The sequence below is a fragment of the Acinetobacter sp. AOR41_HL genome (assembly GCF_027854645.1).
Lineage (GTDB): Bacteria > Pseudomonadota > Gammaproteobacteria > Pseudomonadales > Moraxellaceae > Acinetobacter > Acinetobacter nosocomialis.
The window spans coordinates 1-25530 of sequence record NZ_JAKTHZ010000024.1 but is presented as its reverse complement, the minus strand read 5'-3'; the positions used below and the strand labels follow the sequence as shown (position 1 = coordinate 25530).

The window sequence follows — 25530 nt, the reverse complement described above, 5'->3', positions numbered from 1 at the left end:
AGGAGGTTTTTTATTAAGCTAAAAATAAATGATAATGAAAATTAATATTATCTCCAAAATCCATATTATCTACGCAATCTTCGGCTATACTTCGTTACAAGATCTCCATCATATTTACATTTTCGACCATGTTTAAAAAGTTTTTATTTCAAATTCATTGGTTTCTGGGTATTAGTGCTGGCCTCATCTTATCTATTATGGGTGTTACAGGCGCAATTTATTCTTATGATCAACAAATTTTAAAATGGGTAAATACAGATAGTTATGTTGTTCAAGCAGAAAGCACTCCTAAGCTTACCCCTGCTCAACTTTACCAACATTTCGCAACAACCCAGCCAGAAATTAAAATTAATAGCATTACGATTGCCAAAGACCCTACCGCCTCCTCTGTTGTCAATATTGAAAAAGAAGGCGAACGACGTGGCTACAATATGATGGTCAACCCTTACACAGCACAGGTATTGCCTGATGTTAAAGGTCGCGAGTTACTTTTATTAATACAACAAATTCACCGAAACTTAACTGCTGGAGAGTTCGGTAAACAAATTACCGGCGCTTGTGCCTTAATGCTCATCTATTTTGTTTTGAGCGGATTATATTTACGTTGGCCAAAGAAGCACTCTGCACGTCAATGGCTTGCTGTTAAACCCAAACTTAAAGGTCGAAATTTTATTTGGGATTTACACGCTGTCGTAGGTACTTGGGTTATTGTTTTTTATCTTCTTTTTGCATGTACAGGTCTATATTGGTCATATGACTGGTGGCGTAGCGGTATGTTCAAAGTATTAGGTGTAGAACAACCTAAAATGCAAGGACATGGCGGAGCTGGACGCAATAAAGACAAATCTTCTGAAACTAAATTAGATAGCACTCAGCTGATTACTGCCCTCAACCAAACTTGGAGCGGTTTTAATAATCAGGTTGGACGTGACTATTCAACTTTAACAGTAAACTTACCGAAAAAAGACGATGGAAAAGTTGAATTAAGTTTTGTAGATGCAACGCCACAACACGAGCGTGCACGTAACCAAGCTGTCTATAACTATAAAACTGCCAATATTGAAAAGATGGAGCTTTATGAAGATAAAAAGCTTAATCAAAAAATCATGAGCAGCATGTTACCTGTACATCGTGGCAGCTTTTTTGGACCAGTCTATCAATTTGTAGCAATGCTTGCATCTTTAGCCATGCCATTATTCTTTGTTACCGGTTGGATGCTTTATCTAAAACGCCGTAAACAGAAAAAATTGACACAGGCAGCTCGTCAGTCTTTAGCTGGTCACTACATTGATGAAAATGCGAAACCTTGGTTAATTACTTATGCCACCCAAACAGGAGTTGCAGAGCAACTTGCGTGGAGTACCGCAACCAGCTTGCAAGAAGCACATCAGCCTGTTCAGGTTAAATCTATACAGCAGTTAACTGAAGCGGATTTACAGGAACATGAACAAATTCTTTTTGTGATTAGTACTTATGGTACTGGAGAGGCACCAGACTTAGCTTCTAATTTTGCAAAAAAGCTATTAAAAACAAAATTAGAGCTTCAGCATCTCAGATATGCCGTATTAGCCTTAGGTTCAAAAGAATATCCTGATACATATTGTAGTTTTGGTCACACTGTAGATGGATGGCTTAAAAACAATGGTGCAAAAGCTTACTTCGATACTATCGAGGTAGATAATGCAAATCCAACACATATTCAAAACTGGAATCAAGCTCTTGTAAAAGCAACTAAACTAGAGTTGCATGCCGTTAATCTTGAAAAAGTGTTTGATAATTGGACATTACAACAACGTGACTTGCTCAACCCAAATAGTCTAGGGCAACCAGCTTACAATATTGAACTTACAGCAAATCATGAAGCTATATGGCAAGCTGGAGACATTGCTGAAATACAACCGGGTAATAGCCCTGAACGTATTAATGAGTTTTTACAACACCATCATATTCTTAGAAATGCAGTGGTAGACTCGCTACAAATCTCCATTGAAAAAGCGCTTTGGAATAAAAATTTAACGGGTGAGATTGAACCGTTTGCTAATCTGGACCACTTATTAGAACAACTCCCTACTCTACCAACACGAGAATATTCAATTGCTAGTATCCCTTCTCAACAAGTGCTTCGTTTGGTTGTTCGCCAGCAAACCGATGAATCTGGCCATTTAGGATTAGGATCTGGCTGGCTGACTCAATACACAGAAATTAATCAGAGTATTGCATTACGTATTCGCACCAATGAGTCTTTTCACTTGATCGATGATAATCGTCCAATTATCTGTATTGGTAATGGAACGGGAATCGCGGGTTTAATGAGTTTACTTCATACGCGAACTCGTCATAACTATACTGAAAACTGGCTAATTTTCGGTGAACGCCAACGCACTCATGATTTCTTCTATGCATCAACCATTGAAGCTTGGCAAACAATGGGAATGTTAAAACGACTTGATTTGGCATTCTCACGGGATCAAGAGCAACGTGTTTATGTTCAAGATATCATTCGACAAAATGCAGTTGAATTTGCCAACTGGATTGAACGCGGCGCAGTTCTTTATGTTTGCGGAAGTATTGAAGGAATGGCTAGCGGAGTAGATCAAGCACTAACTGATATTTTAGGTGAAGAACAAGTTGATGAGCTAAGACAACAAGGTCGTTATCGCCGTGATGTTTATTAAACATCAATAAATAATAAAGCCGAGTAATAGCCGAAAAGCTTTACTCGGCTTTTTATTGCGATCAGCATTGAATTTGGAATGATTTTGCATACACTGTCTGCAATTTAAATTGCAACTCTAAACACAATGCAAGTCAGTAAGTGGATTCGGATTTTCTTGGCCATCATTGGTTCAATTTTATTTTTAGACGGCTTATTTCTAGCTTTCCTAAATAAAATTCATGTAGGCACAATTGTTCCTTTAATATTAGGGGCATTTTTCTGCCTCTATGCCTTATTTTATTATCATCTGGAACGTTTTTTCTTTTATCACTATCGCCTGCATTCAGTTTGGCGTTTCGGATGGTTATGTTTCTGGATCTGGTTGATTGGCTTAGGCTATTTTTTTAGTTTTATTAAAGACAATAAAGATACAGGCCAAAATATTCCCGCGGTGAAAGCAATCATTGTTTTAGGTAGTGGTGTCGAAAATGGACAGCCTTCAGCCATTCTTGCAAAACGCCTCGATACAGCAGCTCCAGTTGCCCTTTCACAACCTCACGCAAAAGTTGTTTTAACAGGTGGTTTAGACTTTTCAGAGAAAGAATCCGAAGCATTAGTTATGTCTCGTTACCTTGAACAGCACTTTCACATTGCCAAAGAAAGAATGATTCTTGAGGACAAAAGTACAAGTACAGAACTTAACCTTAAAAACAGTAAACCATTACTTGAGCAAGCTCATATTAGTATTGATCAACCTATTGCAATTGTTACAAGTGACTTTCATACCCCAAGAGCTGCAGCTATTGCAAAGAAACAAGGCTATACCCATATTTATACAGTTGCTGCCGAAACTCCTTTAGTCAGTCGCTATAACGCTTGGCTGCGTGAATACTTTGCGTACGCGAGTGGCTGGATTCTAAACGAGTATTAATCTTGGTTCAGAAAGCTGCTATTGCTTTACGGTATGGCAGCTTTCATTAAACGAGAGAGTAATCACAATTTAAAGTAATAAATCTGAACTTAAAAAATTAAGAAAGAGAAAGAGAAAGAGAAAGAGAAAGAGAAAGAGAAAGAGAAAGAGAAAGAGAAAGAGAAAGAGAAGTTTTGACCAACAATAGCAAAGATAAAATAGATAGGAAATATAAATAGCAGAAATGCAAAAAACACTAAATAAATTAGTGTATATAATTTTTTAAATTTGAAAAATTATGGTGGGCGCTGACGGGATCGAACCGCCGACATTCTGCTTGTAAGGCAGACGCTCTACCAACTGAGCTAAGCGCCCTGATTGAAAAAGACAACAACCGCAGTCTTTATACATTACATCCTCTAGATCAGGGAATCAAGAGAATGGCGCAGCGGACGGGGCTCGAACCCGCGACCCCCGGCGTGACAGGCCGGTATTCTAACCAACTGAACTACCGCTGCACTTGCAATACTTTAAAAATAAAGTATGGTCACAAATTATGGTGGGCGCTGACGGGATCGAACCGCCGACATTCTGCTTGTAAGGCAGACGCTCTACCAACTGAGCTAAGCGCCCTGCAAAAGCGTTTTATAAAAGTGGCGCAGCGGACGGGGCTCGAACCCGCGACCCCCGGCGTGACAGGCCGGTATTCTAACCAACTGAACTACCGCTGCACTTTCACAATATCGCAATTGTGGGGTAAACGATGTTAAGTCTTAAGTGGCGCAGCGGACGGGGCTCGAACCCGCGACCCCCGGCGTGACAGGCCGGTATTCTAACCAACTGAACTACCGCTGCACTTGAGAGCTTAACGTAAAGGCTTGGTGGGCGCTGACGGGATCGAACCGCCGACATTCTGCTTGTAAGGCAGACGCTCTACCAACTGAGCTAAGCGCCCTTAACGTCTTCATCGTTTGTGAGGTGCATTATAGAGAATCTTTAACAGGTGTCAAACGCTTTTCGACAACTTTTCAAAAAAATGCGAATGAATGATTAAAAATAAGTCATTATTAAGTAAAAAACAATTTTTTGTATTTTATTTAAGCACTTATTTTAATATTTTGATCATTCGGCTAATTAAACAATAATCTTTAAAATCCCATTTTAGGTTAAAGATTGTTCAGACAAATAGACAAGCGCATCTTCAGAGACTAAATCAAACAATTCAATAATTTCTTCATTACGCATTCGAATGCACCCATGTGACATTGGAACCCCCATCGGTTCTTTATCAGGTGTACCATGAATATAAATATAACGTTGCATAGTGTCGTGGCCTTCGCCTTTATTAAAGCCCTCTTCTAGACCATCTAGCCAAAGAATGCGTGACAATATCCAATCTCGCTCAGGAAATTGTGCGGCTAATTCACTACTATAGACTTCACCTGTGGGTTGTCGTGCAATAAAAACTGCATTTTTGGGAGATTGCATACCAAATTTTTTGGCAACCCGATGCCATCCGCGTGGGGTTCTCCCCGTATTTTCCTGTTCCCCAATTCCATTCTTACCCGTAGAAACCACATAAAACTTATTATGTTTAGGGAGGCTTAAAGTTTGATTTGCTAAATCGATAAGAATATCTGCATCTTCAAGTTTAAATTGGGACATCGAATTTCTTCTCTTATATCAACTCAACTATTTTGAGCTTTAATAAAAATTAATGGAAAACTTGTCATACGTCACAAGTAAAAGATTATCAATCTTCTTTTATCTACGCGCAGTTTCACTGCTTGTCTTGCGCCAAAATTAAAAGATTATCAATCTTTTAATTTTGGCTCAGGACGTAGCCATAACCAAATTGCAACAACGAGCATGGTAGTATCAGTGAAAACTTTCACCCAAAATGGTGCAGAAGTAAACAGCATTAAAATACCGCTTGCGGTCATCATAATACTGGCAATCCACTTCGCTTTACGCGGTACTGTGCCATTTGCTCGCCAGTCACGTAGAGTTGGTCCATATTTTGGATGATTTAACAACCATGCATCCATTTGAGGCCATCCCTTTGAGGCAGCCCAAGCAGCCAGAATAAGAAACACTGTTGTCGGCATGCCTGGTAAAATTGCTCCAATAATACCAAGCGTGATAAAAGTCACGACCAGAGTTCGCCAAAACAATGTTCGCATATATAAACCTTAAGCTATTGTTGATCGTAGTATAAAGTGTTTTTCTGGTATTGTTTTGTTGATCGACCATGAAATTGGGATGAATTATTTCGAGTACTAAACGTATGAATATTGCCTCAGTTAAGACATCCTATTTTGAACCATGGTTACAGTTCAACCACCCAATGGTAAGACAATTAGCATTTACCATTGCTAGTCCTAATTTACTTTGCCAACTTCCCCAAAGCCTCTCTATTCGGCATAGTTTTCAATTACATTCTGATCAGACTTGGAAACAACATTTTCAAAATTATTTACCACGTTTACACCAGCTTGATGAGATGCCTGAGCCTTTACTCCAATTTATGTCTCGCCTTAAAAGTACACGTTTAGGTTTACGTTTTGAGAATTTACTTTGGTTTTGGTTACAGGAAGATCAATACCATTCTTATCAGTTGTTAGGCCATAGTATTCAAAAAATTGAGGGTGCAAGAACTTTAGGTGAACTTGATTTCTTAATTTTAAATAAAGAAACACAACAAGTTGAACACTGGGAAGTTGCTCTAAAATATTACTTGGGTGAAGGTCAGTTAAATTTAGAACAATGGATTGGCTTAAATAGAGAAGATACTTTGAGCAAAAAGCTGTATCACTTTACCGATAAGCAGTTCCAATTTTCAGAAGCTTTAGATTTTAAGGTACAACAGCGTTTTGCTGTTTTAAAAGGCCAGCTCTACCTACCTTTGAATTTAGGCCAAAAACAATCCATACCCAATTGGGTAAATTCAACACGTCGACTCGGATACTGGGGCACAACTATTCCTGACTCTAAATTTTATCGTCTAGAAAGACATGAATGGCTTTGTCCTAATAAACAAGCAAGTTCAAACGCTGCTTATTGGTGGACAGATGGCTTATATTGTAAGAACAACGAAGATACACAGTTTTATATGTTTAGACGTCCTCCTCTACTAAGCCTAGCACCGGTTAACAACGAAAAAATGCCACTTTACAAGTAGGTATGGACTTCTAGAAACAATTTATAACGTTTTTACTATTAAATAGTCATGTTTCTTTTTACGTTTGTTTTTTAATCTAAATTTACTTCATTATTAAATTTAAACGGAGAAAATGATGAAAAAAGTTTTAGTCGCGTCTGTAATGATTGCATTTGTATTAACTGGCTGTAATACGTTCAAGGGTTTTGGTAAAGATGTCTCTAAAGCTGGTGATGCTGTAAGTAATACCGCACAAAAAACTGAGAATAAAATGTAAGTTATGCACAGCTTCGAAAAACCTTATCACTTCGATAAGGTTTTTTTATTTTTAAATACCCAACCTTCAGAGATTCGCCTATTATATCGGACTATATTTCCCCTACTCAGCATGCAATTTCCGGTATGAACCACTCAGACACTCTCTCGCTTAGCTTAGAACTTTTACAACAGCCTTCTGTTACTCCTGTTGACCATACTTGCCAAACTATTATGGCTGATCGTCTAGCCAAAGCTGGCTTTCATATTGAACCAATGCGTTTTGGGGACGTTGACAATTTATGGGCTCGACGCGGCACTGAAGGTCCTGTGTTTTGTTTTGCTGGACATACCGATGTTGTTCCAACAGGTCGTCTAGATGCATGGAATTCAGACCCATTTGCACCAGAAATTCGTGATGGCAAACTTTATGGTCGTGGTTCAGCTGATATGAAAACTGCGTTGGCTGCAATGGTGGTTGCATCTGAACGTTTTGTAGCAAAGCATCCAGATCATAAAGGTTCAATTGCTTTTTTAATTACTTCAGATGAAGAAGGCCCTGCTGTTAACGGTACATTTAAAGTTATTGAAACACTTGAAGAGCGTAATGAAAAAATTACATGGTGTTTGGTCGGTGAACCATCAAGTACAAGTAAATTAGGTGATATTGTTAAAAATGGCCGTCGTGGTTCTTTAAATGGCGTACTACATGTTCACGGCAAGCAAGGTCATGTGGCTTATCCTCACTTAGCTCGCAATCCCATTCATGAAGCTTCGGCTGCCTTAGCAGAGTTATGCCAAACTGTTTGGGACAATGGAAATGAATACTTTCCTGCAACTTCATTCCAAATTTCAAATATTCATTCGGGTACTGGTGCAACCAACGTCATTCCAGGTACTTTAGAAGTTACTTTTAACTTCCGTTATTCAACAGAAGTTACAGCTGAGCAGCTTAAACAGCGTGTTCATGAAATTTTAGATAAGCATGGTTTGCAGTATGAGATTGACTGGAACTTATCTGGTTTGCCATTTTTGACGCCAGTAGGTGAATTAGTGAATGCTGCTCAAACTGCTATTCTAAATGTGACCGGCACTGAAACTGAGCTATCTACTAGTGGTGGTACATCTGACGGACGTTTTATTGCACCAACAGGTGCACAAGTTTTAGAACTAGGTGTTCTAAATGCAACTATCCATCAAATTAATGAACATGTAGATGTACATGATCTTGATCCTTTAACTGATATTTATGAGCAAATTTTAGAAAACTTACTTGCTTAAAAGCTTAAAGATCATTGATCTATATAAAAAGCATCCTCTTTAGGGTGCTTTTTTATTATTTTTAATTATGAATATGTATTTGAAAATTCTGAAATATAATTCGTGGTTATTAAATTAGATAATTTATTTTTGAGAATCTTTATATAGCATTCTTTTGAATGCTTATCTCTATACTGGAATATATGATTTTATATTTTAAAATTTATTTAATTTTTATAAAAAAGGAACTCATTTGAGTTCCTTTTTTCTTTATAAACCTAGAGTTTTTTCAATATATTCTAGGTTAGGTATGTGGTAGCGTTGATCTTGCATACGCACATATTTAAATACTGTAGGGTGCTGTTCAGCTTCTTGGTATTCATCTATTTCATCAACAATTTCAGAAATACGTAAACGAACAGAGATCGGCATAGTTTTACACATTAAAGCAAAACGTTGGCTGATATCTTCCCCTTCAATTACCAGTGCTACAGCATATTGATCAGTTGCATTATGGACTGAGTATATAGGTAGCTTTACATCATGCCACTCAATATGTTTTACGCCATTTTTTACGTCCATGGCGGATAACACAATATTTTGCGGCAACAACATAGGTACCTCATCATTACACTCAATGATATAGGCATCAATAAAACCAGTTGAAACCGTAATAAGATGCTGTAGCTCTTGTTGGTCCATATTACCGATCAAAGATGTATTTACACTACCTTTCATGATTTGACCTCGCTTTCAAACGCTACAAGTAAAGCATCAATATTTTCTAGTAACTCTTCTTCTTGGAACGGTTTACCCATATATTGACTTACACCTAACGAGAATGCCCGTTCACGATGTTTTTCGCCTGTTCTGGATGTAATCATAATAATTGGCATGTATTGATGCATATCATGATGTCGTACAAGATTAAGTACTTCGAAACCATCCATACGTGGCATTTCAATATCAAGCAGCATCAAATCTGGCTTAATATTTTCTAGCTGTTCTATGGCATCAACGCCATCTTTAGCCGTAACAACATCGTAGCCTTGGCGTTCAAGTAATCGAGACGTTACCTTACGTACAGTTACGGAGTCATCGACAATCATAACGAGACGGCGCTCGTCTGATTCACGTTGTCTATATACTGCTTCATTGAGCTGTTTATGACGCGGTGTAGACTGAATTTGTCGCGCAATATTTTGCCCGTCTAAAATTAAACAAACCTGTCCATCACCTAAAATCGTGGCGCCTGCAATTGCCCCAATGCTAGAGAACTGTTGACCAATTGGTTTCACTACAATTTGAGCTCGAGAACCAATTAACTGATCGACAAGTAACGCCACAGTTTGACCATTGTTGGCTTTAATCATTAAGACAGGTAATGAATACATCATGCCATTTAGTCGTGGCATTGGTTGATTACCAACAAATTCAGAAAGATAACGTAAGGGATATCGCTTATTTTCATATTCAAATAGTTCTTTAGGGCTTTCAAAATACTGCTCTAAAGAAGCTGGCGAAACTCGAACAATTCGATCGATTTGAGCAAGTGGAATTGCAAATTGCTGATCTGCCACTTTTACCATTAAGGCATCACTTACAGCTACAGTAGTCGGTACACGTATCGTAAATGTTGTTCCCTTACCATAAACAGAGTCAACGCTAACATGTCCACCTAAAGCTTTAATATCGCTCTGTACGACATCAAGACCAACACCACGTCCAGAAATCTGAGTAATCTGTTCTGCGGTACTTAAACCTGGATGGAAAATTAGCTGTAGAATATCTTGCTCTTCTAAATCTTGTTCTGGCTTGATCAGACCAGCAAGCAGTGCTTTTTGGCGCACTTTTTCAACATCAATACCTTGTCCATCATCGCTAAAGACAACAACAACGTCTGTTCCTTGACGCTGAATGTTCAGTTCAATACGCCCTGCTTCCGGTTTATTCACCTTTTGGCGCTGTGCCCGGTCTTCTAGACCATGGTCAATCGCATTTCTGAGCATATGCTCGAGTGGTGTCACTAAGCGTTCTAAAATGTTACGGTCTAACTCACCTTCGGTATTATTTACGAAAAGCTCAGCAGGTCTATTCAAGGCTGTAGATGTTTGACGCACAATCCGCTGCAAACGCGGTAACAAACGTGAAAATGGAACCAATCGTGTTCGCATCAAGCCTTCTTGAATTTCTGCCTGGATACGCGACTGTTGTAAAAGTAAACTTTCTGTATCTCTGATCTTGTGAGATAACGTATTTTTAAAGTCGACCAAGTCCGATGCAGATTCAGCAAGAGATTTCGATAACTGGTTTAAAGATGAATATTGGTCCATCTCTAAAGGGTCAAAGTCGGTATAGCGAGAATGCTCAATACCGTGTTTAGCAATAATTTGTGTTTCTAACTCGCCTTCCATTCGTCGTAACTGATCGGCCAGTCGTTGAATAGCCAATTCCATTTCAACCAATGTATGACCGAACTGACTCAAGTCCATTTCAATTCGTGAACGGTTAATCGAGTTCTCACCAGACAAGTCAATCATCTTCTCGATCAAGTCTGCTGAAACACGGATCATTTCATTGTTCTGATCCAGACGTTCTGTTTGCTCCCATGCGCCCATCATTGGTGGTGGTTCTGTACCATCACCTTGTATGAAAGTCATCACAGGTTCTGAGCTAAACAAATCAGTTTTCGTTAACTTAGCCGGAATTTGGATATTCGTTTCAAAGAATTGAATATTTTCTAAACTTTGTTGTAATCCATCGAAATGCTGATAGTTATGCTTGAAAATAGCATCTTTTAGCCATGCAATTGCACTTTCGAGCAAATGGTCATAAATATTCGAGTTGAAGTGATGCAACGCAAATTGTTCGAATGTATTTTCGAGTTGATAGGCAATCGCGTAGACGGCTTCTAAACCGACCATTCGTGCACCACCCTTCAAACTGTGCACAGCTCTTTGTAATTGAAGCAAGATACTACGGTTTGTACGCTGCTCAAACCATTGTTTCAATAGCCCATCAGCCATTTCTAACAATTCAGCAGCTTCTTCTAGGAATGTCTGCTCAACAACAGCCGTAATATCCTGTTCTTCAACTACCGCTTCATTCTCTTGTGATGTAACGGATGTTATTGCTTCAACTGGCGTAGCTAACTCAGTAACAACGTTATCAAATACCAGCTGATCATTGTGAACTTCTAATTCTGCAAGAATAGGCTCAATTTCTGCCGGTATTTCATCGATTAATACTTCAGATATCAGCTCTTGTTCAGAGAAGATCTCACTTTCACTATCAAATACTTCAACCATTGGTACAGGTTGGAAGTTAGAGTTTTGACCTGCTCGTTTTAACGCATTAATTGTGTAAGGAGCTGCATAATCTAATTGTTGTTCACGCATGATTTGCAGTCGGTCAGCCAAGTCATCTTGTACTAAACGGATAAAATCAATTAACGGTGAAGTTGCAACTAACTGCTTTTGAATTAAACGCTCATATATGCTTTCTAATTCATGGGTAATCGAACCAAGATAAGTCGCCTGAACCATATTTGCTCCACCTTTCAAGGTATGCAAATAGCGCATTAGATTATTCAGGGCTGCAAAGTTTTCTTGCTCACCTACCCAAATATTGAGATCGGTATCAATTCCCTCAAGTAGCTCATCAGCTTCTTCAAGAAAGATATCTAAAAGGTCAGGATCAAAGTTTTGATTTACCTGTGTAGAGGAAATATATTGGCGATCTTGCTGTACACTCTGGCTTAATACTGCCCAGTCTGCAGAGTCTGATAAATTCTCTACCGTAACAGCAGCTTCTGGCTCTGGTTCGATATTAAGTAGTGGCTCAACAGAAGCAGGATCTTGCTGAGACAGGTCATTGTGTACGCTCGGAGTATGTAGGGTATAAAGTTTTAATTCTTCTAGAATACTTTGATGTTGCTTAACAATACCAACTCGCTGACCAGCAGCCAAGGCATCGAACAATTGAATAAGCTGTTGATGCGCTTTTTGATAAATTTCAAATATATAGTCTGATTGCAATAATAGAGGTTTATCAAGTAATACATCATAACTTTCTTTCAATTGACTGGTATATTCATGTAAACCCAGCATTGCTTGAGAATGTGTATGTTGTAACAGTAGATCAGCTTGTTCACTTAGACGTTCAAGATAATCTGGAAACTCATTACGAATTCCTTTCTCAAAATCTAATTCTGCATCTAACAATTCAGAGACATCTAACAACAATAGTTGTGATACCAAACCATGAGAAGGTGTTAATGGATCTGTTCGGTCACCATGTTGCTCAACGTAAGCATCCCATGATTGATTAAACTGCTGCAATCGAGCTTCAAGCTGTTCATTTGAACTATGTTTAGATAGAAGCTCTAAGCTATCTCTAATAAACTCACGATATTCTTGTAATAATAAAATTTCATCTGAGTTAGAAGAAAGTTCTTCTTGCAACAGTATTTTAAATAAGTGCTCAACTTTGGTACTGGCTTCAAAAATTGTTTCGACCTGTGCCATCGCAGAACTGCCACGCAAAGTATGTAGCGCGCGTATTAAGGCATTATAACTATCATACTGATGCAGCTCTTGATTTAAGAACTGATGAATTGTAGTTAAATGCTCCTCTGCCTCTTCCATAAACAAGGTCAAAGTTTCATCTAGATTTATTGCAATTTCAGTATCTACATCTTCAACAATTGGCTCAGCCAATGAGTTTTGCTCAATATAGTCTAGCTCAAGCCCAGTCATTGTTTCGGCAGTAAGCGTATTTGAAAGTTGTAAAAGCTCTTCTAAAGCAGGTTCTAAACTTTGCTGTTGTTGTAGTTGTTGGCCTAATAAAATAAGCGGTCGAAAATCTACTGCATGTGCTCTTTTTTGCTTAAAGTTATCTACTAATTTAAGAAAATAGAACTTAAATACTAATTGAACATAGCTCTGGATTGCTGGAGTCAATTTAAGGGTTTGATTGATTACGCGATTAAGCGTGTCTTCAACTGTCCAAGCAAGCTCAGCTGAAGATTTAGCACCGATCATTCTTCCAGAACCTTTTAAAGTGTGGAAATGGCGGCGAATTTCAGTGAGCGTAGCAGTATTCTCAGACTGCATCCATTCATTTAATAATGGTTGCAAATCAACAAAAATTTCTTCAATTTCTTCAACGAAGATTTCAAGAAACTCAGCATCTTGTTCAGAATAGCTATCTTCAGGTAGCGTCATTGCTTCAGTTAAAGTTTTTAATATTTCTTTCATAGCAAAGGCTTCTTTTGCTTACCCCCTGAATGGGGAAAACTACAGAGTCAACACCAGAAAAATAGCTATTTCCCCAATATTTGTCTGGCGCTGCTCATACTTTTAAAAGAATAGCTATTATGAGAATAGCTATTCTCATCCCCCAATTTAGTCAGGTAATTTAAAGTCCGTTACTGACTCACGTAATGACTCCGACATATTCGCCAATTCAGATACAGAACGAGCAGTATCGAAGGTTGCCGTTGTTGTTTGTGAAGTAATTTCTTGTACAACAGTCATGGTTGCAGCAATGTGACTCGCAGAAGCTGATTGAAGTTTTGCTGCATCAGAAATGCTCGCAATTAAGTTTGCCAAGTCACCCGATACTTTTTGAATTTCATCAAGTGCAATACCCGCATCTTTCGCTAAGTTAGCACCACGTACAACCTCTGTTGTCGTTTGTTCCATTGAAATAACGGCTTCGTTGGTATCCGTTTGAATCGTTTTAACAAGCGTTTCAATCTGTTTAGTTGCCGAAGCTGAACGTTCTGCAAGACGTTGGACTTCGTCAGCAACCACGGCAAAACCACGACCTGCTTCACCGGCCATAGATGCTTGAATTGCTGCATTTAAGGCTAGAATGTTTGTTTGGTCTGCAATATCGTTAATGAGCGATACGATGTTACCAATTTCTTGTGAAGACTCACCCAAACGCTTAATACGTTTCGAGGTTTCCTGAATCTGTTCACGAATGGTATCCATACCCTCAATAGAACGGTTTACAACTTGTGCACCATTAGATGCAATATATACCGAACGTTGTGCTACTTGAGCAGATTCAGAGGCGTTGGCAGATACTTGGTCAATCGACAATGCCATTTCGTTCATTGCAGTTGATGCACCGGCAATTTCTTGTGCTTGGTGCTCAGATGCCTCTGCTAACTGGTTAGTAATATTTTGAGTATCTTGCGTATAACGTGCAACTTCCTGAGAAGTTTCATGGATTCGTGATACTAAGTCACGTAACTGGTCAATCGCAAAGTTAATCGAGTCGGCAATCGCACCAGTAAAGTCTTCAGATACCGTTGCATATGAACGTAAGTCACCATCTGCAAGATCGGCAATTTCATCAAGTAAACGTAAAATCGCATTCTGGTTACGATCATATTCTTCTTGTAATGTAGCTACACGTTGTTTATCTGCTTTACTACGAAGTGATAAAAGCTTTAAAACAGAAGTAATTAAGCCAAGAAGTGATAATGTCAGTACAGCAACTAACGCAAAAGCCTTCCAGCCATATTGGGTTTGCTCTGAAAGATCACCTAAAGCAGTTAACATTGCATCAGATTGAGAGAAGATCTCACTTGATGATTGACGTACGTTTACGATCTGGTTTGTATGCTTGAGGACAGAAGTTGCAGCAGATTTTAAAACTTTATCATATTCAGTTTTGATACCTTCCAAAGATTCACGCACTTCAGGAGATTCAACTTTAGCTACCCCCAACTCCGCATTTCCATTTAGCTGTGCATCTAAGTACACACCAAAAGTCTCAATATCAACACTAAAGTCATGCGCTGAGTTTTCAGAGTTCTCTGTACCAACGAAAACCGAGTTAATAGATCGTAAAATACGTTCCGCAATAAATACTTGGTTTTTAGCAATTACGACCTGATTACTTGATACTTTTTCGCGGACCATCTTATCAACCATCAAGTTATATTCAGCTTGAATCTCAGGAATAGAATCACTAATCGAGATATTCATATTATATAACTGGTTAATTACGTCCTGTTGTGATGAGATTAAGTCAATGTCATAAGACAAAGATTTCCACAGAGTCGCTACTTTTTTATATTCTTTTGAAGATGTACCATAAATATTTTCGACATTTTTTATATTTTTGGCAAAAGTTTGACGCGATTCAACCAAGTCTTTCATGGCTTGAGGTGAACCAGAAGCGGTCGCTTCTGTAGCCTGTCTAGAAATGGTTTGTGACAGTAAACGTAACTCACCCATACTACGTGTTAATTCGTTATGTCGAGGTACACTATAAAACAAGTAAGCAAGCGAAGTTGAAGCTAATACTAAACATAACAACGCTACATAAAGGATAGGCTTGGACTTTTTACTTTCCCCAAATAAACTGGCGTATTGCTCAATTTGTGACTGAATTTTCGCAATAAAGTTGACACTCGATTTTTCGTTTACACTACGATTGCCACTTTTCTTTTTAAGTTTAAAGCCCATACAGCTTCTCCCCAGAAAAATACACTGTGTATTAACAGCATAAAAATTAGTTTATAAATTTTGTCGATGCATTCATGTAATGTGGGTTTTGCAATAATCGACTAAATAAAAAAACATGCCAATGCTGATTGTGTTGGTGAAAATACCCTTGGCAATATTCTTTTAAATTTTCCTCCAAGTTTGAACTTTGAGAAAAAAAGCTTTTCTTATTAAAGTGTTGAATCCCCAAGACCTGATCAACAACCAATCCCACATATTGGTCGTGATGGCTAATACATAACACTTTTTGGGCAGCCGAAAATGAACTTCGTTGCCCTGAAATAAAATGTGCCAAGTCAGAAACTGAAAGTAATCTTCCCCGAATATTTGCCAGTCCCTTCACCCAACTTTGGGTATTTGGAACAGGTGTATATTTTGGTGGATAGATAACCTCTGACACTTCCCCAAGTGGTGCGACGAAGTATTGCCCTCTCATTTCAAAAGCAATTCCTGACCATCGCTCTGCTTCATTTTGGACTGAAGCGTAATTCTTGTTACCCCGTTTAGACAAACGAAGTAACTCAATAAATCCGTTCGCGGCCATACTCGATCCTATAAGACGGGTGTAGACCCGCCATTTATGTTTTTATGGATGGATGAGTTAATTTAGAAATTGTTTAATTACATCGATCAGTTGCTTTTCTTCAATAGGCTTAATCAAGTAATCGAGAGCACCCTGACGTTTACCCCATACTCGGTCAGTTGCCTGATCTTTAGTACTTACAATAACAACTGGAATATGCTTAGTGTCTTCATCACGGGTAATCTGGCGTGTTGCCTGAAAGCCATTTACACCTGGCATTACAACATCCATTAACACTAAGTCAGGCTGTTCTGCTTTTGCCAAAGTTACACCATCTGCACCATTAGATGCTTCAATTACATCGTAACCGTGCTTAGTTAGAATTTCTCTAAAACGATAAGTTTCTGTTGGTGAGTCATCAACAATAAGAATACGTGCCATTTCTTCTTTGCCCTTAAATTACTTAATTATGAACTTACATGATTACGAATCGCATTTAACAATTCATCTTTGCTAAATGGTTTCGTCAAGTATTCATCTGAACCTACCACACGCCCTTTTGCCTGATCAAATAGACCATCTTTACTAGAGAGCATGATAACGGGAATGTTCTGATAATTTTGAGAGTTCTTAATCAGAGCACAAGTTTGATAACCGTCTAAACGAGGCATCATGATATCTACAAAAACGATATCCGGATTCGCTTCAGCAATTTTAGATAAAGCTTCAAATCCATCGACAGCAGTAATCACTTCACAACCTTCACGTTGCAATAATGTTTCTGCTGTACGGCGAATAGTTTTTGAGTCATCAATAACCATTACTTTCAGATTTTGGAACGCATCTTCCATTTAATCTTCCATCCCCATAACATAAAATATAAATGCAATTTAACTTAAATTTGTTTTTACAGATTTATACGCATTTTTAACATATCTATACTTCTATTTTCAATGAAAGGTTTTTGTCTACTTTCTCATTTATAAACAATAACTTTTAACCTCATCACACTTTCGAAAAAATTATCATTTTTTTTAGAATGTCGATATTTTTATTCAGTTAAATAATAACTAATATATTTAAGATTAATTATTTAAAAATAAGCGGTTTAGCTTTCTTTTTTGGGGAATTTTATGAATAAGCGGATGAAATATGCCTTTTATAGGACCTGCTTGTCTGTTTTTATAAGCATTGCTTCTTGCGGAGCCCTGTTTTTCTCATCCCCAACTTTAGCTGCAAATAGTGCTCCTAAAGCTGTTTGGTATCGCTATTACGACCAGCATGGCATTGCTAATATTAGTACATCTGTAACCCCCGCTCATATTCGCTATGGATATGAGGCACTTGACCAAAATATGCAGGTCATTAAAAGAAATCATCCCTATAATTCTGAAGCTGATCTAAATCAATCTTCACAACGTGCATTATCTGCTCGATATAGGGAAGAAGATAACAAGTTAAAAAAAGCATATAGCAATAGTAAAACTGCGTTGATTAAAAGAGACCAAGCTTTATTGGCAATCAAAAAACAAATGAATTATCAACAGGAACAACTGAGCCAATTACAACAAGACAAAATTTTATTTAAACGTCAGGAAATGGAATATTTTCGTAAAGGTGAAAAGGTTCCTGAAAGGCATAAAACCCTAATTGAAAACAATCTGATGAATATTAATAAGGTTAAACAAACACTTGAAATACTTTCAAAAAACTATAATCGCACCAATAAAGACTATGAAAATATTATCGAACGTTTAAAAAAGCTTGAATAAGCGCACAGCTTTATCAAGAATAAGGGCAAAATAAAATTTGAATTACAGGATGATGCTGTATGCGCACAACGCATCTTACCCCTTCTACTTTTTTTAAATTAAGCTTAATTAGCCTGAGTTTGATTTTAGCTGCATGTCATCAGCAAGAAGCACCAAAAACCACAGCATCTGAACCAAAAAAAATTGAACTGATTCCTCAAGATTTAATTACTGTAAAAGAAGGTTCGCTTGCTGCTCAGACTGCCTTTACAGGAACTATTCGTGCGGTACAACAAAGCTCTATTCAAGCTCAAGTCAGTGCGACAGCAACATCTGTTAATGCAAATGTGGGACAAAAAGTACAAAAAGGCCAAGTTTTAGTCAGATTAAACAATCAAGATAATGCTGCACGTTTAGCTCAGGCTAAAGCAAATCTTGCTTCAGCTCAGGCACAAGCAGAGCTTGCACGTAATTTGATGAATCGAAAACAAAGACTACTTAATCAAGGCTTTATTGCCCGTGTAGAGTTTGAACAGAGTCAGGTAGATTATAAGAGTCAACTTGAAAGTGTTAGAGCTCAGCAAGCCAATGTTGATATTGCTAAAAAGGCTGATCGAGATGGTATTATTACTAGCCCGATTTCAGGTGTCATTACTAAACGACAAGTTGAACCGGGACAAACTGTATCGGTTGGACAAACGCTCTTTGAAATCGTTAATCCTGATCAATTAGAAATACAGGCAAAGTTGCCTATTGAGCAACAATCTGCACTAAAAGTCGGCAGCTCTATTCAATATCAGATTCAGGGTAATTCAAAACAATTACATGCCATACTGACTCGGGTCTCACCTGTAGCAGACCAAGATAGTCGACAAATTGAATTCTTTGCGAGCCCTAAAGAAGCAATTGATTCACTCAGTATCGGCGCTTTTATTAATGGCATTATTTTGCAAAGTGATCACAATCAAGGACAAACTATTCCTTTAGATAGTATTCAAAACCTGCAACAAGGTCCTTTCGTATGGGTGATACGCAATCAAACCATTCAAAAGGTCAAAATTCGGGTAGTTGAGCAGCGTTACAACGAAAATATTGCTTTGGTACAAGGTCTACAAAGCACAGATCAGGTAAGTCGTATCCAGTTTGACGATTCCGATATCAATAAAAAAGTGACGCTTACAGCCGAAAAAAATAAATAAGGTAGCAAATAGCTTATGTGGTTTACCCGAATCAGTGTGAAGTATCCCGTTTTTACCATTATGATGATGCTGTGCTTAATGGTACTCGGGTTAGCCTCTTGGAAGCGCATGACCGTTGAAGAGTTTCCTAATGTAGATTTCCCATTTGTAGTGGTTACCACGCAATATGCTGGTGCTTCACCTGAAGCAGTTGAGTCTGATATTACAAAAAAACTCGAAGATCAAATCAATACAATTTCAGGCATTAAACAAATTACTTCACGTTCAAGTGAAGGGTCATCGATGGTGATTGCCGAGTTTAATCTAGACACCTCTTCAGCAATTGCTGCTCAAGATGTTCGCGACAAAATTGCTCCGGTTATCGCTCAATTTCGTGATGAAATTGATACGCCGATTGTGCAACGCTACGATCCTTCATCTAGCCCGATTATGTCGGTGGTGTTTGAGTCGAATACGATGAGCTTGGCTCAATTAAGTTCTTATGTAGACAAAAAAATTGTGCCGCAACTTAAAACCGTTTCTGGTGTAGGTAATGTCAATTTACTAGGTGATGCGAAACGTCAAATTCGTATAAAAGTTCATCCTGAACAATTACAAAGCTATGGTATTGGCATTGATCAGGTCATTAACACACTAAAAAATGAAAATATAGAAGTACCTGCAGGAACTTTACAGCAAAAGAATTCTGAACTAGTGGTACAGATTCAATCAAAAGTTATTCATCCTTTTGGTTTTGGTGACTTGGTCATTGCTAATAAAAATGGCTCCCCTATTTTTCTAAAACAAGTGGCAACCGTTGAAGACACTCAAGCCGAACTGCAATCCAGTGCTTTTTATAATGGAAGAACCGCAGTCTCCATCGATATTTTAAAAAGTTCAGATGCCAATGTAATTCAAGTTGTCGATAAGACTTACCAAACCTTAGAGAAGCTAAAAGCTCAAATGCCTGCTGGATTAAACTATAAAGTCGTCGCAGACAGCTCCAAAGGTATTCGCGCTTCAATTAAAGATGTAGTACGTACCATTCTTGAAGGAGCAGGTTTAGCAGTTTTAATTGTTTTACTCTTTTTAGGTTCTTTCCGATCTACCGTCATTACAGGTTTAACTTTACCCATTACCCTGCTTGGAACATTAACGTTCATCTGGGCTTTTGGATTTAGTATTAACATGATGACGCTGTTAGCTCTATCACTCAGTATTGGCCTATTAATTGATGACGCGATTGTAGTTCGAGAAAACATTGTTAGGCATACAGAGCTTGGCAAAGACCATGTCACCGCCGCTTTAGATGGGACCAAAGAAATTGGGTTAGCAGTACTCGCAACTACACTTACCATTGTGGCGGTATTTTTACCTGTTGCTTTCATGGGGGGGTTAATTGGGCGTTTCTTCTACCAGTTTGGGGTAACTGTAAGTACAGCTGTTCTTATTTCTATGTTTATCAGTTTTACACTCGACCCAATGCTTTCAGCACATTGGAAAGACCCGGTAAAGAAAAAAGAAAGTCGACTACAACGTTTCTTTAATCACATTTCTAAATTACTAGATGGCCTTACCCATATTTATGAAAAGCTGTTGAAACTTGCTCTGCGCTTTCGTTTTATTACAGTCATTATTGCGATTGCTTCACTGGTTGCGGCCTTAGGTTTATCTAAATTGATTGGAACCGAATTTGTACCAGTTCCAGATAAAGGTGAAATCCGTATTCAGTTCGAGACGCCTGTCGATGCCTCTTTAGAATATACTCAAGCCAAGTTACATCAAGTCGATCAAATTATTAGGCAATTTCCCGATGTGGTATCTACCTACGGGGTTGTAAATAGCACAATAGACTCTGGTAAAAACCACGCTGGTTTAGGAGTGACTTTAAAACCAAAACAACAGCGTAGTTCAGATTTAACAACGCTCAATAATGAATTCCGTGATCGTTTGCAAACCGTAGCGGGTATTCGTGTTACCTCCGTTGCTGCGGCTCAAGATTCAGTGTCTGGTGGTCAAAAGCCAATCATGATTTCGATTAAAGGAACTGACCTGAATGAACTTCAAAAAATTTCAAATCGATTTATGACTGAAATGGGTAAAATTAAAGGTGTGGTCGATTTAGAAAGCTCGTTAAAAGAACCGAAACCAACTTTAGGTGTTCATATTAATCGTGTACTGGCAAGTGACTTAGGGTTGTCTGTTTCCCAAGTTGCAAATGCGATTCGACCACTCATTGCGGGCGATAATGTCACAACGTGGGAAGACCGTGACGGCGAAACTTATGATGTAAATATCCGTTTAAATGAAAACAAACGTATGCTTCCGCAAGACGTGCAAAACCTATATCTCAACTCAAACAAAACTGGTGCAAATGGACAACCGATATTAGTTCCATTGAGTGCAGTAGCAACAACCGAGCAAAAATTCGGTGCGTCACAAATTAACCGACGTGATCTTGAGCGCGAAGTACTCATCCAAGCCAATACGTCAGGACGCCCAAGTGGGGATATCGGTAAAGACATCGATAAAATGCAAAAAGCATTTAAGTTGCCTGCCGGTTATACCTTCAATACCCAAGGTGCCAATGCAGATATGGCCGAGTCTGCGGGTTATGCATTAACTGCTATTACGCTTTCCATTGTATTTATTTATATTGTTTTGGGTTCTCAGTTTAATAGTTTTATTCATCCAGCTGCGATTATGGCATCTCTGCCCCTGTCATTGATTGGGGTGTTCCTTGCACTGTTCTTGTTCAGAAGTACCCTAAACCTATTTTCAATTATTGGCATTATTATGCTCATGGGGCTAGTAACCAAAAACGCGATTTTACTTATCGACTTTATTAAAAAGGCCATGGAACATGGGGAAAGTCGTTATGATGCTATTTTACAAGCGGGTAAAACCCGTTTACGCCCTATTTTAATGACTACTAGTGCTATGGTCATGGGTATGGTTCCATTAGCTTTAGGCTTGGGCGAAGGCGGAGAGCAAAGTGCGCCGATGGCCCATGCTGTTATTGGTGGTGTAATCACCTCTACCTTATTGACTCTTGTAGTAGTACCCGTCATTTTCACTTATCTGGATGACTTGAAAAACTTTATGCTGCGTCAAACTCGACGATTCATGTCATAATGCAGCAACTATCGTATAATCTGCGTTTTTATAACGCTTAACTTTTTAGGACTTTTTCCATGCGCGCAAGCCGCTTTTTATTTGCAACGTTGAGAGAAACCCCAAACGATGCTGAAGTGATTTCACATCAGCTTATGTTACGTGCGGGGATGATTCGTAAATTGGCATCTGGTTTATATACATGGCTGCCGATGGGAACACGTGTGCTTAAAAAAGTTGATGCGATTGTTCGTGAAGAAATGAATCGTTCAGGTGCTATGGAAGTGTTCATGCCCGTGACTCAACCCGCAAGCTTGTGGGAAGAATCAGGTCGTTATGAACAATACGGCCCTGAATTATTACGCTTCAAAGATCGTCACGACAACCCGTTTGTGCTTGGTCCTACACATGAAGAAGTAATTACCGATTTAGCACGTAACGAGCTAAAAAGTTATAAACAACTTCCTGTAAATTTCTATCAAATTCAAACCAAATTCCGTGATGAAATTCGTCCACGTTTTGGTGTAATGCGTTCACGCGAGTTCATTATGAAAGATGCATATTCTTTCCATGCAACTCAAGAATCATTACAAGAAACCTATGATGTAATGTACGACACTTATAGCCGTATTTTTACTCGCTTAGGTTTAGACTTCCGCCCAGTTCAAGCTGACACAGGCTCAATTGGTGGTTCAGCTTCACATGAGTTCCACGTATTGGCTTCAAGTGGTGAAGATGACATCGCATTTTCAACTGAATCTGATTATGCAGCGAACGTTGAAATGGCTGAGGCTGTTTTAGTAGGTGAACGCGCAGCGCCTGCACAAGAATTTAAGTTGGTTGAAACACCAAACCAAAAAACAATTGCTGATGTATGCCAGTTCTTAAATGCTGATCCTAAACAATCAGTAAAAGCGTTATTGGTTCAAGGTATTGCAGACGAAAAAGGTAATGTACCTGTGGTTGCCCTATTCTTACGTGGCGATCACGAACTCAATGAAATTAAAGCTGAGAAACATCCTTTAGTTGCCGCTCCTCTTACATTTGCAACAGAAGAGCAACTTCAAGCATTTGGCTTAACTGCTGGCTTTACAGGTCCACAAGGTTTGGTTGAAAAAGGTATCACTGTAATTGTTGACCGTGCTGCATCTGTTCTTTCTGACTTTGTTGCTGGTGCAAATGAAGCTGATAAACACGCTGTAGGCGTAAACTGGGAACGTGATGCACAAATTACTGAAATCTTTGATTTGCGTAATGTGGTTGAAGGCGATCCATCTCCAGATGGTAAAGGCACACTACAAATTAAACGCGGTATTGAAGTGGGTCATATTTTCCAACTTGGTACTAAATACTCTGAAGCATTAGGCTGTAAAGTTTTAGGTGAAGATGGCAAACCATTTACAGTAACAATGGGTTGTTACGGTATTGGTGTAACGCGCGTAGTTGCAGCTGCAATTGAGCAAAACTACGATGACAAAGGGATTATTTGGCCACAAGCAATTGCTCCTTTTGAAATCGCAATTGTTCCAATGAATGCACACAAATCACCTCGCACTCTTGAAGCAGCTGAAGCACTTTATGCTGAATTACAAGCTCAAGGTTTTGATGTATTACTTGATGACCGTAATGAACGTCCAGGTGTTAAATTCTCTGACCTTGAGTTAATGGGCATTCCACACCGTATCGTAATTGGTGAGAAAGGTCTTGATGCTGGTACATTTGAATATAAAGGCCGCCGCGATGCTGAAGCGAGCAATTTAACTAAAGAAGAACTTTTAGCTAAGTTAGCGCGTTAATAAAGACATAAATAAAAAAGCAGCTTTTAGAAGCTGCTTTTTTTACATTTAATTTTACGCCTAAACCGTTAAGTCTTTAATGCGAGCCTGTAAATTATTTTGTGTAAGTTCCATTTTTTATAAATGATCTTTTAATCGATCATCGAACTGAATCGTAAACCAATTCATTGCTAAACGCCAATTTTGAATTGGCATCGTCCATTTCTTCGCAGCATTTGATGTTGCTAAGTAAATGACCTTCTTTACTGAGTCATCAGATGAAAAGATTTTCCTTTTCTTCGTTGAATGGCGTATTACGCTATTCAACGACTCAATCGCATTTGTTGTATAAATTGCATGACGTATTTCGGCTGGATAGCTAAAGATCGTTCGGATATTTTCCCAATTGGCCCGCCAGGATTCTCCAATTTTGGGATACTGGTGATTCCATTGATCACAGAAGATGTCTAGGGATTTTAAAGCATTTTCCTCTGTACTTGCCTGATAAATCGCTTTCAGACCCGACGTAACAGCTTTGTAGTCTTTCCAGCTTACAAATCTCAGGCTATTGCGTACAACATGCACGATACACAGTTGAATATCAGTATGAGGGTAAACAGAGGCTATCGCGTCAGGGAAGCCTTTTAATCCATCTACACAGGCAACAAGAATGTCCTGTACTCCTCGATTTTTTAGCTCTGTCATGACTGACAGCCAGAATTTGGCACCTTCTGTCTGAGCAATCCACATACCCAGTAATTCTTTTTGCCCATCCATATTGATGCCTAAAGCAAGGTATACGGACTTGTTAATCACATTGGAGTGCTGACGGACTTTGACAACAATACAGTCAAGATAGACAACAGGATAAAGGCTATCTAAGGCTCTATTTTGCCACTCAGTCACTTGCTCAATCACAGCATCGGTAACTTTGCTGATGAGAGATGCTGACACATCGGCATCGTACATTTCTTTGAAGAAGGCTACAATTTCCCTATTAGTCATTCCTTTTGCATACAGTGAGAGGATTTGGTCATCCATACTGGTGATGCGTGTTTGGTGCTTTTTTATAATTTGTGGCTCAAATGAACCTTCTCGATCACGGGGAATATCTAAAGCCAGTTGTCCATCTTGAGTTGTAATGGTTTTAGAACTAAACCCATTACGGCTATTTGAGCCTTTCTTGGGCTGATGCTTTTCATAACCGAGATGGTCTGAAAGTTCAGTATTGAGTGCAGTTTCAATCATGAATTTTTTAAAGACTGCTGTCATTTGGTTTAAGTCTTCTGGTGTTTTTAGACCTTTAGCCAATTCGGCAGCCATACTTTTGATTGTTGCTTCATCCATGTGAAGTACCTTTTGTAATTATCCTCTGAAGGATAAATGAAAATTAAGTACTTACACAAAATTTAGAACAGTCCC

General features: G+C 38.6%; 18 protein-coding genes and 6 tRNA genes. 9 read left to right on the top strand and 15 right to left on the bottom strand.

Going from position 1 to position 25530, the window contains the following annotated elements; genetic code table 11:
- Positions 1–128: 128 nt before the first annotated feature.
- Both MKL35_RS08960 and MKL35_RS08955 read left to right on the top strand, forming a co-directional pair.
- Positions 129–2675 (top strand): PepSY domain-containing protein, encoded by a 2547-nt coding sequence (locus tag MKL35_RS08960; protein ID WP_032010089.1) that lies wholly within the window; start codon positions 129–131, stop codon positions 2673–2675.
- Between the two features lie 126 nt (positions 2676–2801).
- The gene (locus MKL35_RS08955) at positions 2802–3587 is read left to right on the top strand and encodes a YdcF family protein (protein WP_032010088.1); all 786 of its coding nucleotides are present in this window, start codon (positions 2802–2804) and stop codon (positions 3585–3587) included.
- A 278-nt stretch (positions 3588–3865) separates the two neighbouring features.
- Here the strand turns inward: MKL35_RS08955 and MKL35_RS08950 are convergent.
- From MKL35_RS08950 to MKL35_RS08915, 8 genes are all read right to left on the bottom strand, one after another.
- Positions 3866–3941 (bottom strand) — tRNA-Val (locus MKL35_RS08950).
- Between the two features lie 66 nt (positions 3942–4007).
- Positions 4008–4084: transfer RNA gene (locus MKL35_RS08945), tRNA-Asp, on the bottom strand.
- Positions 4085–4123: 39 nt separating this feature from the next.
- Positions 4124–4199 (bottom strand) — tRNA-Val (locus MKL35_RS08940).
- Between the two features lie 21 nt (positions 4200–4220).
- Positions 4221–4297: transfer RNA gene (locus MKL35_RS08935), tRNA-Asp, on the bottom strand.
- A 47-nt stretch (positions 4298–4344) separates the two neighbouring features.
- Positions 4345–4421: transfer RNA gene (locus MKL35_RS08930), tRNA-Asp, on the bottom strand.
- 24 nt (positions 4422–4445) lie between these two features.
- Positions 4446–4521, bottom strand: a tRNA-Val gene (locus MKL35_RS08925).
- 206 nt (positions 4522–4727) lie between these two features.
- Entirely contained in the window at positions 4728–5231 is a 504-nt protein-coding gene (elsL, locus tag MKL35_RS08920; RefSeq protein WP_032010087.1) for a cell wall-recycling L,D-carboxypeptidase ElsL, read from the bottom strand.
- A gap of 149 nt (positions 5232–5380) precedes the next feature.
- Positions 5381–5749: a YbaN family protein gene (locus tag MKL35_RS08915; RefSeq protein ID WP_032010085.1), complete on the bottom strand. Its 369-nt coding sequence runs from the start codon at positions 5747–5749 to the stop codon at positions 5381–5383.
- 104 nt (positions 5750–5853) lie between these two features.
- On the opposite strand from MKL35_RS08915, the gene MKL35_RS08910 reads away from it, so the two are divergent.
- From MKL35_RS08910 to dapE, 3 genes are all read left to right on the top strand, one after another.
- The gene (locus tag MKL35_RS08910; protein ID WP_032010084.1) at positions 5854–6747 is read left to right on the top strand and encodes a DUF1853 family protein; all 894 of its coding nucleotides are present in this window, start codon (positions 5854–5856) and stop codon (positions 6745–6747) included.
- 112 nt (positions 6748–6859) lie between these two features.
- Positions 6860–7003 carry an entericidin A/B family lipoprotein gene (locus MKL35_RS08905; protein ID WP_002051109.1) on the top strand — a complete coding sequence of 48 codons (144 nt, stop codon included), beginning with the start codon at positions 6860–6862 and terminating at the stop codon, positions 7001–7003.
- A 125-nt stretch (positions 7004–7128) separates the two neighbouring features.
- Positions 7129–8262 (top strand): succinyl-diaminopimelate desuccinylase, encoded by a 1134-nt coding sequence (gene dapE, locus MKL35_RS08900; protein WP_032010083.1) that lies wholly within the window; start codon positions 7129–7131, stop codon positions 8260–8262.
- A gap of 249 nt (positions 8263–8511) precedes the next feature.
- Here dapE and MKL35_RS08895 read toward each other — a convergent pair whose 3' ends face one another.
- The 6 genes from MKL35_RS08895 to pilG form a co-directional block, all read right to left on the bottom strand.
- Positions 8512–8979: a hypothetical protein gene (locus MKL35_RS08895; RefSeq protein WP_002051358.1), complete on the bottom strand. Its 468-nt coding sequence runs from the start codon at positions 8977–8979 to the stop codon at positions 8512–8514.
- Entirely contained in the window at positions 8976–13499 is a 4524-nt protein-coding gene (locus tag MKL35_RS08890; protein WP_032010080.1) for a hybrid sensor histidine kinase/response regulator, read from the bottom strand. The genes MKL35_RS08895 and MKL35_RS08890 overlap by 4 nt, the downstream gene beginning before the upstream one ends.
- Before the next feature lie 147 nt (positions 13500–13646).
- Positions 13647–15728 carry a methyl-accepting chemotaxis protein gene (locus MKL35_RS08885; protein ID WP_004885376.1) on the bottom strand — a complete coding sequence of 694 codons (2082 nt, stop codon included), beginning with the start codon at positions 15726–15728 and terminating at the stop codon, positions 13647–13649.
- Between the two features lie 46 nt (positions 15729–15774).
- A complete protein-coding gene (locus MKL35_RS08880; protein WP_002051357.1) occupies positions 15775–16311 on the bottom strand; it encodes a chemotaxis protein CheW in 537 nt (178 codons plus the stop codon).
- A 57-nt stretch (positions 16312–16368) separates the two neighbouring features.
- Positions 16369–16731 (bottom strand): response regulator, encoded by a 363-nt coding sequence (locus MKL35_RS08875; RefSeq protein ID WP_002051151.1) that lies wholly within the window; start codon positions 16729–16731, stop codon positions 16369–16371.
- 26 nt (positions 16732–16757) lie between these two features.
- Positions 16758–17141 carry a twitching motility response regulator PilG gene (gene pilG, locus MKL35_RS08870; protein ID WP_000389061.1) on the bottom strand — a complete coding sequence of 128 codons (384 nt, stop codon included), beginning with the start codon at positions 17139–17141 and terminating at the stop codon, positions 16758–16760.
- 282 nt (positions 17142–17423) lie between these two features.
- Between pilG and MKL35_RS08865 the strand changes: the two genes are divergently transcribed.
- Genes MKL35_RS08865 through MKL35_RS08850 form a run of 4 tightly spaced genes read left to right on the top strand, consistent with a single transcriptional unit; the run spans position 17424 to position 24129 of the window.
- Complete coding sequence (locus MKL35_RS08865; protein ID WP_032010079.1) at positions 17424–18062, top strand: hypothetical protein; 639 nt, start codon at positions 17424–17426, stop codon at positions 18060–18062.
- A 59-nt stretch (positions 18063–18121) separates the two neighbouring features.
- Complete coding sequence (locus MKL35_RS08860; RefSeq protein WP_032010078.1) at positions 18122–19240, top strand: efflux RND transporter periplasmic adaptor subunit; 1119 nt, start codon at positions 18122–18124, stop codon at positions 19238–19240.
- 15 nt (positions 19241–19255) lie between these two features.
- Positions 19256–22354, top strand: coding sequence for an efflux RND transporter permease subunit (locus tag MKL35_RS08855; RefSeq protein WP_032010077.1), 3099 nt, complete (start codon positions 19256–19258; stop codon positions 22352–22354).
- A 59-nt stretch (positions 22355–22413) separates the two neighbouring features.
- Positions 22414–24129, top strand: coding sequence for a proline--tRNA ligase (locus tag MKL35_RS08850; RefSeq protein WP_004712081.1), 1716 nt, complete (start codon positions 22414–22416; stop codon positions 24127–24129).
- A 117-nt stretch (positions 24130–24246) separates the two neighbouring features.
- Here the strand turns inward: MKL35_RS08850 and MKL35_RS08845 are convergent, their stop codons facing one another.
- Positions 24247–25455, bottom strand: a complete 1209-nt coding sequence (locus MKL35_RS08845) for an IS256-like element ISAba26 family transposase (RefSeq protein ID WP_000343018.1) — start codon at positions 25453–25455, stop codon at positions 24247–24249.
- Positions 25456–25530: the final 75 nt, after the last annotated feature.

Coding starts and splice junctions, on each gene's coding strand:
- MKL35_RS08960 (WP_032010089.1), top strand. CDS start 129: ATGTTTAAAAAGTTTTTATTTCAAATTCATTGGTTTCTGGGTATTAGT.
- MKL35_RS08955 (WP_032010088.1), top strand. CDS start 2,802: ATGCAAGTCAGTAAGTGGATTCGGATTTTCTTGGCCATCATTGGTTCA.
- elsL (WP_032010087.1), bottom strand. CDS start 5,231: ATGTCCCAATTTAAACTTGAAGATGCAGATATTCTTATCGATTTAGCA.
- MKL35_RS08915 (WP_032010085.1), bottom strand. CDS start 5,749: ATGCGAACATTGTTTTGGCGAACTCTGGTCGTGACTTTTATCACGCTT.
- MKL35_RS08910 (WP_032010084.1), top strand. CDS start 5,854: ATGAATATTGCCTCAGTTAAGACATCCTATTTTGAACCATGGTTACAG.
- MKL35_RS08905 (WP_002051109.1), top strand. CDS start 6,860: ATGATGAAAAAAGTTTTAGTCGCGTCTGTAATGATTGCATTTGTATTA.
- dapE (WP_032010083.1), top strand. CDS start 7,129: ATGAACCACTCAGACACTCTCTCGCTTAGCTTAGAACTTTTACAACAG.
- MKL35_RS08895 (WP_002051358.1), bottom strand. CDS start 8,979: ATGAAAGGTAGTGTAAATACATCTTTGATCGGTAATATGGACCAACAA.
- MKL35_RS08890 (WP_032010080.1), bottom strand. CDS start 13,499: ATGAAAGAAATATTAAAAACTTTAACTGAAGCAATGACGCTACCTGAA.
- MKL35_RS08885 (WP_004885376.1), bottom strand. CDS start 15,728: ATGGGCTTTAAACTTAAAAAGAAAAGTGGCAATCGTAGTGTAAACGAA.
- MKL35_RS08880 (WP_002051357.1), bottom strand. CDS start 16,311: ATGGCCGCGAACGGATTTATTGAGTTACTTCGTTTGTCTAAACGGGGT.
- MKL35_RS08875 (WP_002051151.1), bottom strand. CDS start 16,731: ATGGCACGTATTCTTATTGTTGATGACTCACCAACAGAAACTTATCGT.
- pilG (WP_000389061.1), bottom strand. CDS start 17,141: ATGGAAGATGCGTTCCAAAATCTGAAAGTAATGGTTATTGATGACTCA.
- MKL35_RS08865 (WP_032010079.1), top strand. CDS start 17,424: ATGAATAAGCGGATGAAATATGCCTTTTATAGGACCTGCTTGTCTGTT.
- MKL35_RS08860 (WP_032010078.1), top strand. CDS start 18,122: ATGCGCACAACGCATCTTACCCCTTCTACTTTTTTTAAATTAAGCTTA.
- MKL35_RS08855 (WP_032010077.1), top strand. CDS start 19,256: ATGTGGTTTACCCGAATCAGTGTGAAGTATCCCGTTTTTACCATTATG.
- MKL35_RS08850 (WP_004712081.1), top strand. CDS start 22,414: ATGCGCGCAAGCCGCTTTTTATTTGCAACGTTGAGAGAAACCCCAAAC.
- MKL35_RS08845 (WP_000343018.1), bottom strand. CDS start 25,455: ATGGATGAAGCAACAATCAAAAGTATGGCTGCCGAATTGGCTAAAGGT.